Annotated in this window: 13 protein-coding genes and 1 pseudogene; 5 read left to right on the top strand and 9 right to left on the bottom strand. The window is 64.4% G+C overall.

Features of this window, described 5'->3' with window-relative positions:
• Positions 1-10: 10 nt before the first annotated feature.
• Positions 11-601: a TetR/AcrR family transcriptional regulator gene (locus AC0L20_RS35400; protein ID WP_473295042.1), complete on the bottom strand. Its 591-nt coding sequence runs from the start codon at positions 599-601 to the stop codon at positions 11-13.
• Between the two features lie 100 nt (positions 602-701).
• Here AC0L20_RS35400 and AC0L20_RS35395 point away from each other — a divergent pair, with 100 nt between their 5' ends.
• On the top strand, positions 702-1,067 hold the full coding sequence (locus AC0L20_RS35395; RefSeq protein ID WP_473295041.1) for a nuclear transport factor 2 family protein: 366 nt from the start codon (positions 702-704) through the stop codon (positions 1,065-1,067).
• Positions 1,068-1,385: 318 nt separating this feature from the next.
• Positions 1,386-3,347: a putative bifunctional diguanylate cyclase/phosphodiesterase gene (locus tag AC0L20_RS35390; protein ID WP_473295040.1), complete on the top strand. Its 1,962-nt coding sequence runs from the start codon at positions 1,386-1,388 to the stop codon at positions 3,345-3,347.
• A gap of 90 nt (positions 3,348-3,437) precedes the next feature.
• Here AC0L20_RS35390 and AC0L20_RS35385 read toward each other — a convergent pair whose 3' ends face one another.
• The 5 genes from AC0L20_RS35385 to pgm all read right to left on the bottom strand — a co-directional run bounded on the left by AC0L20_RS35385 (position 3,438) and on the right by pgm (position 9,477).
• Positions 3,438-4,490, bottom strand: a complete 1,053-nt coding sequence (locus AC0L20_RS35385) for a SphA family protein (RefSeq protein ID WP_473295039.1) — start codon at positions 4,488-4,490, stop codon at positions 3,438-3,440.
• A gap of 260 nt (positions 4,491-4,750) precedes the next feature.
• Positions 4,751-5,731 carry a PDR/VanB family oxidoreductase gene (locus AC0L20_RS35380; RefSeq protein ID WP_473295038.1) on the bottom strand — a complete coding sequence of 327 codons (981 nt, stop codon included), beginning with the start codon at positions 5,729-5,731 and terminating at the stop codon, positions 4,751-4,753.
• Between the two features lie 10 nt (positions 5,732-5,741).
• Complete coding sequence (locus AC0L20_RS35375) at positions 5,742-6,494, bottom strand: GntR family transcriptional regulator (protein WP_473295037.1); 753 nt, start codon at positions 6,492-6,494, stop codon at positions 5,742-5,744.
• A gap of 6 nt (positions 6,495-6,500) precedes the next feature.
• The gene (locus tag AC0L20_RS35370) at positions 6,501-7,550 is read right to left on the bottom strand and encodes an aromatic ring-hydroxylating dioxygenase subunit alpha (RefSeq protein WP_473295036.1); all 1,050 of its coding nucleotides are present in this window, start codon (positions 7,548-7,550) and stop codon (positions 6,501-6,503) included.
• A 280-nt stretch (positions 7,551-7,830) separates the two neighbouring features.
• Entirely contained in the window at positions 7,831-9,477 is a 1,647-nt protein-coding gene (gene pgm, locus AC0L20_RS35365) for a phosphoglucomutase (alpha-D-glucose-1,6-bisphosphate-dependent) (protein WP_473295035.1), read from the bottom strand.
• 141 nt (positions 9,478-9,618) lie between these two features.
• On the opposite strand from pgm, the gene AC0L20_RS35360 reads away from it, so the two are divergent.
• Positions 9,619-10,761: an alpha/beta hydrolase family protein gene (locus tag AC0L20_RS35360; protein ID WP_473295034.1), complete on the top strand. Its 1,143-nt coding sequence runs from the start codon at positions 9,619-9,621 to the stop codon at positions 10,759-10,761.
• Positions 10,762-10,858: 97 nt separating this feature from the next.
• Positions 10,859-11,665 carry a transglycosylase SLT domain-containing protein gene (locus tag AC0L20_RS35355; protein ID WP_473295070.1) on the top strand — a complete coding sequence of 269 codons (807 nt, stop codon included), beginning with the start codon at positions 10,859-10,861 and terminating at the stop codon, positions 11,663-11,665.
• A 214-nt stretch (positions 11,666-11,879) separates the two neighbouring features.
• Here the strand turns inward: AC0L20_RS35355 and AC0L20_RS35350 are convergent, their stop codons facing one another.
• Positions 11,880-12,692: a winged helix-turn-helix domain-containing protein gene (locus AC0L20_RS35350; RefSeq protein ID WP_473295033.1), complete on the bottom strand. Its 813-nt coding sequence runs from the start codon at positions 12,690-12,692 to the stop codon at positions 11,880-11,882.
• Between the two features lie 249 nt (positions 12,693-12,941).
• Between AC0L20_RS35350 and AC0L20_RS35345 the strand changes: the two genes are divergently transcribed.
• On the top strand, positions 12,942-13,790 hold the full coding sequence (locus AC0L20_RS35345) for an MBL fold metallo-hydrolase (protein WP_473295032.1): 849 nt from the start codon (positions 12,942-12,944) through the stop codon (positions 13,788-13,790).
• Positions 13,791-13,820: 30 nt separating this feature from the next.
• On the opposite strand, the pseudogene AC0L20_RS35340 reads toward AC0L20_RS35345, so the two are convergent.
• A pseudogene (locus AC0L20_RS35340) lies at positions 13,821-14,710 on the bottom strand (aldose 1-epimerase family protein).
• Between the two features lie 74 nt (positions 14,711-14,784).
• Positions 14,785-14,871: hypothetical protein (locus AC0L20_RS35335; protein ID WP_473256104.1), on the bottom strand; the 87-nt coding region annotated here is incomplete at its 5' end.

Raw genomic sequence — 14,871 nt, 5'->3', positions numbered from 1 at the left:
CTTAGCACGATCATGCAGCGACGCGCAGCGCCTCGATCAGCGACCTGAACGCACGGGCATATTCCGCACCCGCCCTTGCGATATCGGCGCGTCCGGCGCAGGCGACGGCGGCCTCCGTCACCGCGCCGAGCAGCAGCCGGGCCAGCGGCTCGACCGGCTGCCGCGCGATCAGGCCGGCCTCCATCGCCGCCGCAATCGCACGCGGCAGCTTGCCCCCGAAATGTTTGGCGTCGATCTCGCGCCAGCGCTCCCAGCCGAGCACGGCCGGGCCGTCGCGCAGGATGATCTGGCCGGTCGGGCCTTTGGCGGTCGCGGCGAAATAATGCTGGGTGCCGGCGACCATCGCGGCAAGCACGTCCTTCTCGGCGCGGGCCGTGCTGTCGATCTCGGCAACGAGGTCGCGCGAGACCTGGTCGAACACCGCTTCGAACACCGCCTCCTTGGTCTTGAAGTGATGATAGACCGCGCCCTTGGCGACGTGCGCGGCTTCGGCGATCTCGTCCATCGTCGTCGCGACAAAGCCTCGCGTTCCGAACAGGCGGCGCGCCGCCGTCAGGATCGCCTCCGATGTCGCAGCCCGCCGCTCCGCCTGTTTCGCCATGGCTCTGCTGTAGTCGAAATGGATGAGGACAGCCAGTTGACTTTTCGACCGTCGGTCGGTATTTACCGACTATCAGTCGGTTTTACTCTTGAGGTGCGCCATGCCGAGCCGTGATGTCGTCGAAGCTTTTGCCAAACGATTGGAGGACGGGGATTTCGTCGGGGCGATCCTCGACTATTACACGCCGGACGCCGCCACCTATGAAAACCAGGCCGAGCCCCTGGTTGGACGCGACAAGCTCGCGGCCAAGGAGCGCGGCGTGCTGGCAGCCTCTAGGGAGGTCAAGGCGGTGCGCATCGGGCCGAGCCTGATCGAAGGCGATCATGTCGCTACGCGCTGGAGATTCAGCTTCACCAATGCCGAAGGCATCATCCGAACGTTGGATGAGATCGCATGGCAGACGTGGCGGCGCGATCAGTTGATCGAAGAACGGTTCTATTACGATCCGAAGCAGTTGGAGCGGTGATGCCTAAAGCACAGCTGTCATCGCCCGCGAAGGCGGGCGATCCAGTATTCCAGAGACGGCAGTGATTCCTCGATAGGCTGCGGCGTACTGGCCTTCGCGGGGCATGACAGCGGAGTTGGTAGTGAGCATGCTCCTGCCGCGACGACGATGACGACCGCGCCTCGCATTTGTATCGATTTGTTATCGATACAATATCGCGAACACGCAGAAGTGGTCATAGCAATCGTCGCAAGCTCAGATAATTCATAGTTCGTCAAAGGTTTGCAGCGAATTCTCCGGACCGGGCCGGACAAGCGGCCCATGCTGCTAGGCTCTGGAATGCGGACTCAAACGACCAGCTATTTCGCGCGGCTGTTCGCCGGCGATCTGTCGGCCTTTGGCGGTCCCGTAACCGACGAAGCCGTCGCCGGCCATATCCGCGCCGAACAGATGTCGCTGGTGCTCGGCTATTCCGTCGGCATCATGCTGGCCAATGCCTGCAACGCCGGGGTACTCGTCGTCGCGCTGTGGCATTCGCCGGACTTGAAGCTGGCCTTGATCTGGGCCGCCATCGTGGCGGGCGCCGCGATCGCGTTCGGCCTGCAATCCCATGCCGCGCGCCGCATCACCAAACCGCAATTCGTCTCGCGCCGGGCCATGCATCGGCTGGTGCGCAATGCTTTCATCCTCGGCGCCGCCTGGGGCACCGTTCCGGTCGCATTCTTCGCCAATGCCTCGACGGGCGGGCAGCTCGTCATCACCTGCCTTTGCTCGGGAATGCTGGCCGGCGGCGCGCTGGCCTTCGCCACCATCCCGATCGCGGCGATCGCATTCACGGCCCCGATCTTCGCTGGCATCGCGATCTGCCTCGGCAGGAATGGCGATCCGGCGTTTCTGCTGATCGCCTTCCTGGTGGTGGTCTACGGATCGGTGCTGCTGCGCAGCGTGTTCGTCAATTCGATCTCGTTCGCACGGCGCGTGATGCGGCAGATCGAGGCCGAGCGTACGGTGCGGCAGGATCCGCTGACCCATCTGCCCAATCGCGTCGCGTTCAACGAAACGCTCGATGCAGCCTTGAAGCGGCTCGCTCTGTCCGGCGAGGAATTCGCGGTGCTTCTGCTCGATCTCGATCGCTTCAAGGAGGTCAACGACAAGTTCGGCCATCCCGCCGGCGACGAGTTTCTGGTCCAGATCGCGAGTCGCCTGCAACGCTGCACCCGCGCGGCCGAGCATGTCGCGCGCATCGGCGGCGACGAGTTCGCGCTGGTGATGGCCAACCTGGCGCGCCTCGAGGATGCGCTCGAGATCGCCGAGCGCTTCGTCGCGGCTTTCGACGAACCGTTCCAGATCGAGGGCCGCCAGATCGTCGGCGCGACCAGCGTCGGCATCGTGCTGGCGCCGCGCGACGGCAGCACGCAACTCGACATCATGAAGAACGCCGACACCGCGCTCTACCGCGCCAAAAAGGCCGGACCCGGGACGGTGTGTTTCTTCGAGGAGGCCGACGACCGCTCGTCACGCGACCGCAAGGCGCTGCAATCGGATCTGGAAGGCGCCATCGCCAGGGGCGAGCTGTTCCTGGTCTTTCAACCCTTTCTCGACCTCGGCGGCAACCGCATCACCGGCTTCGAGGCGCTGCTGCGTTGGCAGCATCCCCAGCGCGGGCTGGTGCCGCCGAGCGAATTCATACCGATCGCGGAGGAAACCGGGCTGATCCACGAGATCGGCGAATGGGTCGTCCGCCGCGCCTGCGCGACGGTTGCCGAGTGGCCCGAAGAGATCAGGGTCGCCGTGAATTTCTCGGCCGCGCAGTTTCACAACAACGGCCTCCTCCAGATCATCGTGCAGGCACTTGCGGACGCGACGATCGCCCCGCACCGGCTCGAGATCGAGATCACGGAATCGATGCTGCTGTCGAAATACGCCTCCGCCGCGTCCGTCCTCAACGCGCTGCTGGAGCTCGGTGTCACCGTGGCGCTCGACGATTTCGGCACCGGCTTCTCCTCGCTGACCTATCTGCGCAAGCTCCCGTTCAGCCGCATCAAGATCGACCAGTCCTTTATCCGCGACATGCTGGTGCAGCCTGACTGCGCCGCAATCGTGAAATCTGTGATTGGGCTCGCCCGCGACCTGCGCATCGGCGTGGTCGCGGAAGGCGTCGAGACCTCCGACCAGCTCGAATATCTGCGCCAGATCAGTTGCGACGAAGTTCAGGGGTATCTCATCAGCCGGCCGGTGTCGGCGGATGGCGTTCTGGCGCTGCTCGATCCGAAGAAGTTGCGGGCGACCTACGCGGCGTAAGCGAGCGGGAACGCCGGCATACGGCTAAAGTGATGCGATTGACCCATTTGACGCCGGCCAATCGCAGCCGACGTCCGGTTGGCACGAGGTTTATTTCACAACCAGATGCTTCGTGGGTGCTATGGCGGCAGGCGCGGACGGGGAAATGGTGAACGTCAGCCAAGTATTCCATCCTGACGGACGGTTGGCTGCACCGAATTCGCCGTATCCCCTCAGAGCAAGGAAGCCCTGCATGTCTGCGACCGGGAAGCTGTACCCGATTTGCGGACCGACACCGAAAACGCGTGACCTGAAACCACCGAGGATCGGGTTCTGGCCGGAATCGTCGGTGATTTGCTGGTAGGCGTATCCGACAATGCCGACGAAAAGCTGCTTCGTTAGGTAGTGCGATGCGCCCCAGTCGAAGTGGAAATCGATGCCGCTCCGGTACTGGGTGTCGGGATTCCTGAAATTGTAGGTCAGGCCGGCGACGCCCGAGATTTCGTTTCCTGCCGCCGGGTCGAAATAGGTATAGCCGCCCCCAATGTCGATCGCGCCGTGCCCGAGCCCGATATTGGGAATCCGCGTCGGATCATAGTCGCCGACGGGAACATTGCCCGTGACGTAAGCCATGTAATTGTCGACGCCATGGTTCCATAGCAGTTCCGCGAACGGTGCGAGGTCGCCGTAGGAGGTAAGCGATCCTTCCAGCATTCCGGTACGCGTCACCACAATCGGTCCGGCTATCGCAGTCAGCGTTCCGGCGATACTGGTGGCGGCTCTGCCGTACTGGCCCGATATGCCTACGACCAACTGACCGCCAAGCACCGCCGTCGCGAATGTATACGATGGCGTAAGGGCGACCAGATCGGCCCGCCCGCTCAGACTCAGATTCAAATTAACATTGACGTTCGCGGGAATTTTGCCGGCCAGGATCTCTTTGGCTGCAGCAGCACTCCCAGCGGCGGCGACGCTGGAATGGTAATCGATCACGCTGAGCGCCCAGCCCGGTGTCTGCTGCATGGCGGCGAGACTCGCAAACTGACCCGGAAACCAGAATGAGCTACCGCCCTGGTCGGCATGCGAAACATCAGCGCAAAGCACGAGAGCAGCCCCCGCTGTCGCATAGTTGATGACGCAGCTTCCCGGCTTGTTTGATCTCATTGCAAACCTCTGGGCGGCATTTGCAACCAGTGGCGGGCTACTGCAAAGCGCCCCGCGAACCGCGGAGCCTTAAGTTACGACGGGCATCCAATACTAGGGCACAAGCAGCGTCCAAATCCGTGACAGAATGGTAACAGCGGCGGATATTAGTATTACGGCGACGACGCAGTCTCGGCTCGACCAAGAGTGCCGGCCCCCGAAGACAGGGCGGACAAGGCCTGCCTTCGTGGGGTAAGCGTATGAGGAGACGCCCTACCCCCTCAGACCGCATCCGCTCGCAGCAGTGTGTCAACCGTGATGGTGCCCCGCGCGCGGGAGACGCAGGCGCAGATCTTCTGGTTGCTTTGCTTCTGATGGTCGCTGAAGAAGACGTCGCGATGATCGATCTCGCCATCGACGGCGACCACGTCGATGGCGCACAGGCCGCATTCGCCGCGCTTGCAATCGTACATCACGTCGTGGCCGCTGGCGTTGAGGACATCAAGCATCGAGCGCTCGCGTGGGATCTCCAGCTCGACATCGGAGCCTTTCAGGCGCACGCGAAATGTCTCGGTCGGCAGCGTGCCGCTCGAACCAAAAGTCTCGTAGCGAAGATCGGGAAGCGGATGGCCGGCGCCGATCCAGGCGTGGCGCGCGGCATCCAGCATCCGCATCGGGCCGCAGAATAGCGCCAGCGCATCCTTGGGCACCGAGGCGAACAGGGCGTCGAGATCGATCCGCTTGCCCTCATCGCTGGCGTGAACGACCAGGCGATCACCGAGCATCGCGGCGAGATCGTCGAGATAGGCAGCCTCGGCGCGCGAGCGCACCGCGTAATGCAGCGTGACATCCGCGCCGCGCTTCGCCAGCGCCTGCGCCGCACCGAGGATCGGCGTGATGCCGATGCCGCCGGCGATCAAGCAGTAGTTCTGGCGCGCCCAGTCGACCGCGAGCAGCGAGGCGGGCGTCGTGATGTCGAGCCGCGCGCCCGGCTGCAACGACCACATATAGCGCGAGCCGCCACGCGAATCCTCGGCGCGGCGCACCGCGATCCTTAAACCCTGCGACGAGGCTTCCCCGACCAGCGAATAGGACCGCGTCTCCGGCTGCCCGTCGATGGTGACGCTGATATTGATGTGGCTGCCGACCGGATAGGCGGCGCCATCGAACTGGTCCGGCCGGATCAGGAATTCGCGGATGCCCGGCGCAAGATCGCGCGTCGAGACGAGCGTCGCCGGACTCCAGGTTTCGATGAAGCGCATGACACTCCCCTCAATCGGTTGCGGTCTTGATCAGCGCAAGCGCCGGCAGCAGGTCGAGATGGGTCCGGTTGCGTAGCGCAAGCCGCAGATTGCGCACCGCGAGCCGCGCATGCTCGCGCATGACCGCTTCGGCGCGGGCGCCTTCGCGGTTCTCGATGGCGTCGATCACGACGCGGTGGTGCTCCTGCCCGATGATCAGGATCTGCTGCGCTTCGGGCAGCGCGGACTGCGCCATCACGAAACCGCTTGGGGATGCAAACGGCAGCGACGAGGCGCGGTCGATCTGCCGGATCAGCGGCGGGCTTCGCGACAATTCGGTGAGCAGGGCGTGGAAGCGCGCGTTCAGCGTGACATAGGACGAGAACGCATCGACCGAGATCGGGACCTGGCGCAGCAATTCGTCGATCGCGGCCAGGCACTCCTTCAGCGGCTCGAGCTCGCGCGCGGACACGCCGCGCTCGGCGGCAAAGCGCGCGGCGAGCCCCTCCAGCGTGCCGCGCAGCTCGATAGAATCGGAGATGTCGCGCTCGGAGAACGCCTTCACCATGAAGCCGCCGGAGGGAATCGCCTCCAAGAGGCCCTCCTCCTCCAGCCGCACCAGCGCCATGCGCACCGGGGTGCGCGAGGCGCCGGTGGTCTCCACCGCCTGGAGCTCGGAGATGCGCTCGCCCGGACGCAACGAGCCCGACAGGAGCTGATCGCGCAGCGCGAGCTGCGCCTTCACGGTCTGCGAGACGGAGCGGTCGACCTCACGCTCGGCCATGTCGGCTTACTCCGCGGCCTGGAGGTGCTGCGGCGGGTTTTCCTTCGCCACCATCTTGTCGATCAGCTTGCGCGTCCACATCGCGCCGGCGTCGATGTTGAGATTGTAGAAGATCCGATCGGGGCTCTCGTCCATCGCGCGCTGCTGCGCCTCGAGGATCAGCTCGTCCTCGTGGAAGATGCCGGAGACGCCGTCGCGGATCTCGGTGGTGATGCGCTGCTCGCCGAGCTGATAGTTGCGCACGAAGGCCCAGAAATAGTGGCAGGTCTTCTCGGTCTCCGGCGTGATGGTGTTGAGCACGAAGCCGTTGACGCCCTGCGAGCGGTCGCCTTCGGGCGCGCCGGTGCCGGTCGGTGCCACGCCGACGTCGATGGCAATGGTGCACGGCGCCTCGAAGCGGATGATCTGCCAGCGGTCGACGAGGCCGGATTTGCCGAGTTGTTTCGCCCAGAACGGCGGCGCTTCGATGCCGCGCATCCAGCGCGTCACCGTGACAGTCTTCTCGCCATGGGTGACGTCGAACGGCGCCTCTGCGACCGCCTCGTTGCCGATGGACGAGCCGTGCACGAACGTCTCGTGGGTGAGGTCCATGAGATTGTCGAGCACGAGGCGGTAGTCGCAATTGACGTGAATGGTCTTGCCGTCGCCGGCCCAGGCCGGGTCGTGATTCCAATGCAGGTCGGGCACCAGCGCGGGATCGGCCAGCGCGGGATCGCCCATCCAGAGCCAGATGTAGCGGTGACGCTCGACCACGGGATAGGCGCGCACGCAAGCCGACGGGTTGATGGTCTCCTGCGACGGCATGAAGGTGCAGCGCCCTTGCGCGTTGTATTTCAGGCCGTGATAACCGCAGACGACGGTGTCGCCTTCGAGCCGGCCCTTGGACAGCGGCACCAGGCGGTGCCAGCAGGCATCCTCCAGCGCGGCCACCGAGCCATCGGCCTTGCGGTACATCACGACGTGCTTGCCGCAGATCGTCCGCGGCAGCAGTGCCGGCTTCACATCGGCGTCCCAGGCGGCGGCATACCAGGCGTTCATCGGGAAGGGTTTTGTCACCGGTCTCACTCCCAAGGCTTATCAATACGTTATGTATACAATAGCGGAGGAGCGGAATCGTTCAAGGCGGAATTTACCCTACCATAATACCGTTATTCTTATTCCGGTATACAGACGAGATATTGTCCCAGCGGCGCACCCGCAAACTCGTCATGCCCGGGCTTGTCCCGGGCATCCACGGTCGTGGTGCCGCGCCAAAGACGTGGATGGCCGGGATAAACCCGGCCATGACGGCGCTGCAACGGCTACGCGAATGTACGCGGGTAGGCGCCCGCGACGATTACGCCCCGAACACCTTCGCCAACCCTGCCTGAGCCTCCTGCTGAATCGCCTTCAGGTGCTCGGGGCTGCGAAAACTCTCCGCATAGATCTTGTAGACGTCCTCGGTGCCTGACGGCCTGGCGGCGAACCAGCCGAAATCGGTTTCGACCTTGATGCCGCCGAACGGCTGGCCGTTGCCGGGCGCCTTGCTCAGCGTGGCGCGGACGGGATCGCCGGCGAGATCCTTCAGGCCGAGCTGCTCGGGCGTGACGGACTTCAGGATGTTTTTCTGCGGCGTGGTGGCGGCGACGTCGATGCGCGCGTAATGCGGCACGCCGAACTCGGCGGTGAGGTCGTTGAAGAGCTGGCTCGGATCGCGGCCGGTCTTGGCCATGATCTCGGCCGCGAGCAGGCCGAGGATGATGCCGTCCTTGTCGGTCGTCCACACCGTGCCGTCGCGGCGCAGAAACGAGGCGCCTGCACTCTCCTCGCCGCCGAAGCCGAAGCCGCCCGTGAGGAGACCGTCGACGAACCATTTGAAGCCGACCGGGGTCTCGACCAGCTTGCGGCCGAGTTTCTTCGCGACGCGGTCGATGATCGAGCTCGACACCACGGTCTTGCCGATCGCGGCGTCCTTGCCCCAGTTCGGGCGGTGCGCGAACAAATAGAAGATCGCGGTCGCGAGATAATGGTTCGGATTCATCAGGCCGCCGGTGCGCGTCACGATGCCGTGGCGGTCCGCGTCGGTGTCGTTGGCGAAGGCGACGTCGAAGCGGTCGCGCATCGCGATCAGGCTCGCCATCGCGTAAGGCGAGGAACAGTCCATGCGGATCTTGCCGTCCCAGTCCACCGTCATGAAGCGGAAGGTTGGGTCGATCGCCTCGTTCACGACCGTGGCCTTCAGGCCGTAGCGCTCGATGATGGGATGCCAGTAATGCACGGCGGCGCCACCGAGCGGATCGATGCCGATATTGACGCCGGCGGATTTGACCAGGTCGAGATCGACGACGTTGCCGAGATCGGCGACATAGGGTGTGACGTAGTCATAGGCGTGGACGTTCGCGGCTTTGCGTGCCCTGGCGTAGTCGATGCGGTTCACGCCCTTGAGGCCGTCGGCGAGATAGGCGTTGGCGCGCTTCTCGATCACGGAGGTCGCGTCGGTGTCGGCCGGCCCGCCATGCGGCGGATTGTATTTGTAGCCGCCGTCCTCGGGCGGATTGTGTGACGGCGTGACGACGACGCCGTCGGCAAGGCCCGAGGTGCGGCCCTTGTTGTAGGTCAGGATCGCGTGCGAGATCACCGGCGTCGGCGTGTAGCCGCCGTCCTTGTCGATCATGATGTCGACGCCGTTGGCCGCGAACACCTCGACGGCGCTAACGAGCGCGGGCTCGGCCAGCGCATGGGTGTCGATGCCGATAAAGAGCGGACCGGTCAGCCCCTTTTCACGCCGATAATCACAGATTGCCTGCGTCGTCGCCAGGATATGGCCCTCGTTGAAGCTGGTCTTGAACGAGGTGCCGCGATGGCCGGAGGTGCCGAACGCCACCCGTTGCGCGGGATCGGCGACATCGGGCTTGCCGGCGAAATAGGCCGTCACCAGCCGCGGAACGTTGGTGAGCGCGTCCGGCGAGGCCTGCTTGCCCGCCGCGGGATGAACATCAGCCACTGGATATACCTCGTCCTGTCGTAGAATTGCGCGATACCATAGCATCGGCCAAGGCCCCGCCAAGAGCACAACACCCGCGATGGGGCGGCCGTTCCTGAGATCATGCTATGGTCTTTCGATCGGGGCTTTTCGAGTCGGGGCATGACGCTGTTTCAGAGGCTTCTGGTTGTTCTGATGGCCTGGCTTGCGACGGTTGGCATTGCGCCCGATGCCATGGCCGCGGAGTTCTACACCGAGGATTTGCGTATCCCGATGGCCGAGGCCGGACCGCAGGGGCTGGAGGCGTTCCTGGTCCGGCCGGCCGGGACCAGGCGCTATCCGCTCGCGCTGCTCAGCCACGGCTCGCCGCGCAGCTTCGACGATCGCGCGACGATGTCCGCGCACAAATATTACGGCATCGCCCTCGAATACGCCCGGCGCGGTTTCGCCGCGCTGATCGTGATGCGACGCGGCTACGGCACCTCGCCCGGTGGGCGCGTCGACAGCGTCAGCGGCTGCGCCAATGCCGCTTATCTGCCAGCTGCGGCGGTCGCGGTGGCGGATTTGCGCGCGGCGATCGAGGCGATGGCGCGGAGGGCCGACGTCACCACCTCGGGCATGATCGCAGCCGGCCATTCCGCCGGCGGGTTCGCCACCGTCGCCTTGACCGCGCAGGCGCCAGCGGGTCTCGCCGCCGCGATCAGCTTTGCCGGCGGGCGCGGCTCGCGCGACGATGACGACGTCTGCAACCCGAACGGGCTGGTGCAGGCCTTCGCCACGTTCGGCAAAACCTCGCGCGCGCCGATGCTGTGGGTCTATGCCAGCAACGATTCCTACTTCGGTCCCGACCTCGCGCGCCGCCTCCATGACGGATTTCGCGCCAGCGGCGGCAACGCGAAATTCGTCGCAGCGCCGCCTTACGGTGACGATGGCCACTATCTCTATTCGGTGGTGAGCCGTCCGCAATGGACGCCATATCTCGACGCCTTCCTGCGCGAGCGAGGTCTCGGCCACGATGTCCTGAGCCCGCCCGATCCGCTCCCGCCGCCAGGCCAGCTCAGCGAGGCCGCGCGGGCCGAGTTCGCGCGCTATCTCGCCAGCACGATGCCGCACAAGGCTTTTGCGGTGTCGCCGAACGGCGGTTACGGCTGGCGTTCGGGGCGCGCGACCGCCGACGACGCCCAGCGCGATTCACTTGGCGCCTGCACAAAATGGTCGCCCACCTGCACGCTCTATGCGGTCGACGACAAATTGGCCGGGGCTGCGCCAAGCACATCAACCGACCAGAGCTCGCGGTCGCGATAGCCTCGCTGCTCCGCTGGCCGTTCGCGCCGTCCGAGCCGGGCCGCGCCCCGGGCCGTCAGAAAATCGGTTGTTAACTCGAAAGAGATAATACGTGTCCATGCTGCGGGATCGAACACACATCAATGCCCGCGCGGCGTGGACACACGTTGCGATCGCTGTGCTTTGGTTGGCATCCACCTCCGTGCACGCCCAGAACGCCGTGGAACCGGCGTTGGCGGCGGGCGGTCGCGATGCAGATCTCGGCGCCGGAGAGACGCCGGCATCGCGAGCGGCAATCCGAAAAATTATCGAAAGAGAAACGGCCAAGACCGATCTGCCCGCGGACATCGCGGAGGCCGTCGTCTTCGTTGAAAGCGGTTACAATCCGGCCACCATCGGCGCCGTCGGCGAGATCGGCCTCATGCAGGTTCGGCCCGAGACGGCAGCGATGCTCGGATTTCGGGGAAATAACGCAGAGCTCACAGAGCCCGATATCAACATCCACTACGGCGTTCTCTATCTGAGCCGCGCATGGCGCCTGGCAGGCGGGGAGCTTTGCCGTGCCCTGATGAAATATCGAGCAGGTCATGACGAGGAGTCCATGACTCCGCGCTCGCAGGTCTATTGTCATCGCGCCCGCAACCGTCTTGTCGCCATGAACTCGACGAGTGTGGGAAACCAGGCTGCGGCCGTCCCAGATGTGGCACCGGCACCAACTACGCCCCCCGCCATCTCGAAGTCAGCGCACCATCAGAAGTCCGCGCACAATCAAAAGGGACCGGCACAGCCGAAGGACGTTTACGCGCGGTACCGTCAAGGCACGGCGGTCGCGAGCAGGGCATATTGGGCAGCACAGGAAGCCCGGGTCCGCCTCATCAAGGCTCGCGTCGAAGCCAAGTGGAAACGGGTCGCATCACGCCAATAGAATTGCCTGCCTTGAGACGAGCAGCGGTTGGACCAACGACATTTTTTGAAACCGAACCTGAATAGAGATCATGCACAATAGTTTGAGAGTTTTGTTTGCAATCGTCGCGACCGGCGCCGTGGCCTTGTCGGCCTTTCTCGCGATTCGGTTCCTGGTCGGTTTCAGTGGCTGAACCCGATGGCGCCGCCGGCACCATTTCGTGCTGCGCTTGGGTCTAGAGCCGCTCGCTCAGCGCGAGCTTGTAGCCGACGCCGGTGACGGTGGTGATGACGGGCGTGCCGCTGCCGACGAGCTTGCGCCGCAGTCTCGCCACCAGGGCATCGACAGTGCGGATGTCGACCTCGGCCTGGCGATTGCTGACGACCTCGATCAGATAGTCGCGGCTGAGCGGCCTGCCGTCGGCTCCGACGAGCGCCGCAAGCAGGTCGAATTCAGCGCGCGTCAGCGCCACCGGCTTGCCGTCGCTGCCGAGCAGCTCGCGCCGCGTCAGGTCGATGATCCAGTCGCCAAACGCGATCGAATTGTGGGTGCGCGCCGCCTTGCGGTCGATCGAGCGCCGCCGCAGCACGCTTCGCGCGCGTGCGAGCAGGTCGCGCAAATTGATCGGCTTGGTAACGTAGTGGTCGCCCGCGATCTCGAGGCCGAGGATGCGATCGACATCGGTGTCGCGGCGAGTCACGAAGATGATGCCCGCATTGCTGGTCGCCTGGATCTCCTTGGCGAGATCGAAGCCATCGCCGTCGGGCAGCTGCAGGTCGAGAAACACGAGATCGGTCCGCGTCCGCAGCGCCTGGCGGCATTCGGCGCAGGAGCCGGCGCCGACCACGTCGAAATTGTTCTCGCTGAAATAACCGACCAGCATCGTCCGCGTCACCGGATCATCCTCGACGACGATCAGCCGCTCGCGGCCAGCGACACGCGATTCCTGAACTGCGGAATCAGCCACGATGCTGGATGTCCTGTGTGCTTGCGAACCGGCCTGGATGCTCAGGTCGCCGAGCGCGCCGTCCTGTGAACGTACATTCACGACTTGTTCGAGCCCCCTCGAATTGCCTGCTGCAACACTAGGCGCGTTATCGCGCCCAAACAACATTGGTCACGATCTGGCCGTATTAAGTATGAATTGGCCCACACTTCTCGTCCCGCGCATCATGTTCGGGAGCCCCGCACAGGCGGCAGTCGTGCGGGGCTGAAGCCCCTCCCGCCACCGCTTGCCTCGCCGAGAGCTTCAAATCTACTGTGGCGTCCCGAAAAGTCTGCCCCTGGAGGTGGCGCCATGGAAGTCATCCTGCTCGGCACCGGCGGCCCACGCCCGGACCCGCGCCGCATGGCGACGACCACGCTGATCAGGCTCGGCGGGGAAAATATCCTGATCGATGCAGGCCGCGGCGTCATGGTTCAGCTCAGCAAGGCCGGCGTACCGCTCGGCTCCATCAACACGGTCTTTCTCACCCATCACCATTTCGACCACATCGGCGACCTCTACGACGTGATGCTCAATTCATGGATGCACGGGCGCAAGGACGATCTGCGCATCTATGGACCGCCGGATACCGAACGGCTCGTCAATACGCTGGTCACGCAGGTCTACGACAAGGACATCGCCTGGCGCGATCAGGGCGAGCCGAGCTTCGGCGGCTGGAAACCAGTCGTCGCGACCGACATTATACCGGGCCCCGTTCTCGACACCGGGCCCTGGAAGATCAGCGCCGAACTGGTCTCGCATGGCGACGGCCTCGACATGTCGCCGGCCTTCCTCGCACGCTGGATGTGTCTCGGCTATCGCTTCGAGGCTGAGGGCAAGGTCATTGCAATTTCCGGCGACACGGTGCCCTGCCCCGGTCTCGAACGGTTGGCTGACGGGGCCGACCTGCTGGTCCAGTGCTGCTTCCTCGCCACGCCGGAGATCGACAACGAGCACCTGCGCCGGCTTGCCAAATTCACGATCGCCTGCGGCGATACAGTCGGCAAGGTCGCGGCCAAGGCCGGCGTCAAGAAGCTCGCGCTGACCCATCACCGGCCTCGCACCGACGATTCCATGCTGAATGCGCTGCTTGCGGACGTCAGGCGGGACTATTCGGGTCCTGTCGTGCTCGGCGAGGACCTCACGCGGATCGAGGTCTGAGAACTCGAGATGCGTGAAGGCCGTGCGACCTCACGACGATCCAACCTCAACCCGGAATGACAACTGCTCTTCCGTTCCGGGCGCGATGTGCATCAGGCCTGGCTTGTCGCTGAACTCGCCGTCGAAGCCGGCGGGACTGGCATAGCCGCGCCAGGGCTCGATGCAGAGGAACGGCGCGCCCGACGGTTTCGACCAGACGCCAAGCTCCCGAAAGCCGCGCCATGACATTTCAACCACGGCCCGGTGGAAGCGCCCTGCTCCACGGTATAGCGGACCGAATTGCTCGCGATCCGATCGAAGATGATTGCGTCGTCGACGAACAGGGATTCGGACAAGGGCAACACGGATCCTTTGACCGGGCTCGGCTCGGTTGCCGGGCGCAGCAAGCCGCCATCGAGACGGCGGACGGGCGATGGCTCTGCGTTCGCGAAGCTCAGCGCGTAGCTCTCCTTCGCCAGCCCCGGTTGGAGCGGCCAGTTGAAAGCGGGATGGCCGCCGAGCGAGGCCGGCAAGATCTCCTTGCCGGTGTTCGCGATCACGAGTGAAAGATCGAGACCGGATTCGTCGAGCGCATAGGTTGTCGTCAGGCGGAACGCGAAGGGGTAGAGCGCGCGCGTCGTCTCGCTGTCTTCGAGCACCAGGACACAGCGTCTTTCGCCGCATTCCACCCACGCAAAGCGGCTGTCACGCGCAAAGCCGTGCTGGGTCATCCGGTAGGTCCTGCCCCGGTGCCGCAATTCGTCATTGGCGAGGCGCCCGACGATCGGAAATAGCAGCGGCGCATGGCGCGGCCAAGCCGGCTCCGCCTGCCAGACGAACTCGATGCCGGCATCGCTCGCCAGCGAACACATCTCCGCGCCTTGCGCCTTGATGGTCGCGGTGAGCCCGCCGTGGCGGATCGTGTGCGTGTCGTCCGTCATAACAGCCTGTTCCGATCATCGCAGTTCACAGGACAGTTTCCAGATGTTCGCCGAATGTTGGAGCGACACTCTACTCAAGAGCGCTGGTAGTCGTCTTCAATCCGGATGATGTCGTCTTCCCCGAGATAGCTTCCCGTCTGGACCTCGATCAGCTCCAGCAT

The organism is Bradyrhizobium sp. Kon58 (assembly GCF_055807455.1).
The sequence above is the reverse complement of the archived record's forward strand: the minus strand, read 5'-3'. Positions and strand labels throughout refer to the sequence as shown.

Coding starts and splice junctions, on each gene's coding strand:
- AC0L20_RS35400 (WP_473295042.1), bottom strand. CDS start 601: ATGGCGAAACAGGCGGAGCGGCGGGCTGCGACATCGGAGGCGATCCTG.
- AC0L20_RS35395 (WP_473295041.1), top strand. CDS start 702: ATGCCGAGCCGTGATGTCGTCGAAGCTTTTGCCAAACGATTGGAGGAC.
- AC0L20_RS35390 (WP_473295040.1), top strand. CDS start 1,386: ATGCGGACTCAAACGACCAGCTATTTCGCGCGGCTGTTCGCCGGCGAT.
- AC0L20_RS35385 (WP_473295039.1), bottom strand. CDS start 4,490: ATGAGATCAAACAAGCCGGGAAGCTGCGTCATCAACTATGCGACAGCG.
- AC0L20_RS35380 (WP_473295038.1), bottom strand. CDS start 5,731: ATGCGCTTCATCGAAACCTGGAGTCCGGCGACGCTCGTCTCGACGCGC.
- AC0L20_RS35375 (WP_473295037.1), bottom strand. CDS start 6,494: ATGGCCGAGCGTGAGGTCGACCGCTCCGTCTCGCAGACCGTGAAGGCG.
- AC0L20_RS35360 (WP_473295034.1), top strand. CDS start 9,619: ATGACGCTGTTTCAGAGGCTTCTGGTTGTTCTGATGGCCTGGCTTGCG.
- AC0L20_RS35355 (WP_473295070.1), top strand. CDS start 10,859: ATGCTGCGGGATCGAACACACATCAATGCCCGCGCGGCGTGGACACAC.
- AC0L20_RS35345 (WP_473295032.1), top strand. CDS start 12,942: ATGGAAGTCATCCTGCTCGGCACCGGCGGCCCACGCCCGGACCCGCGC.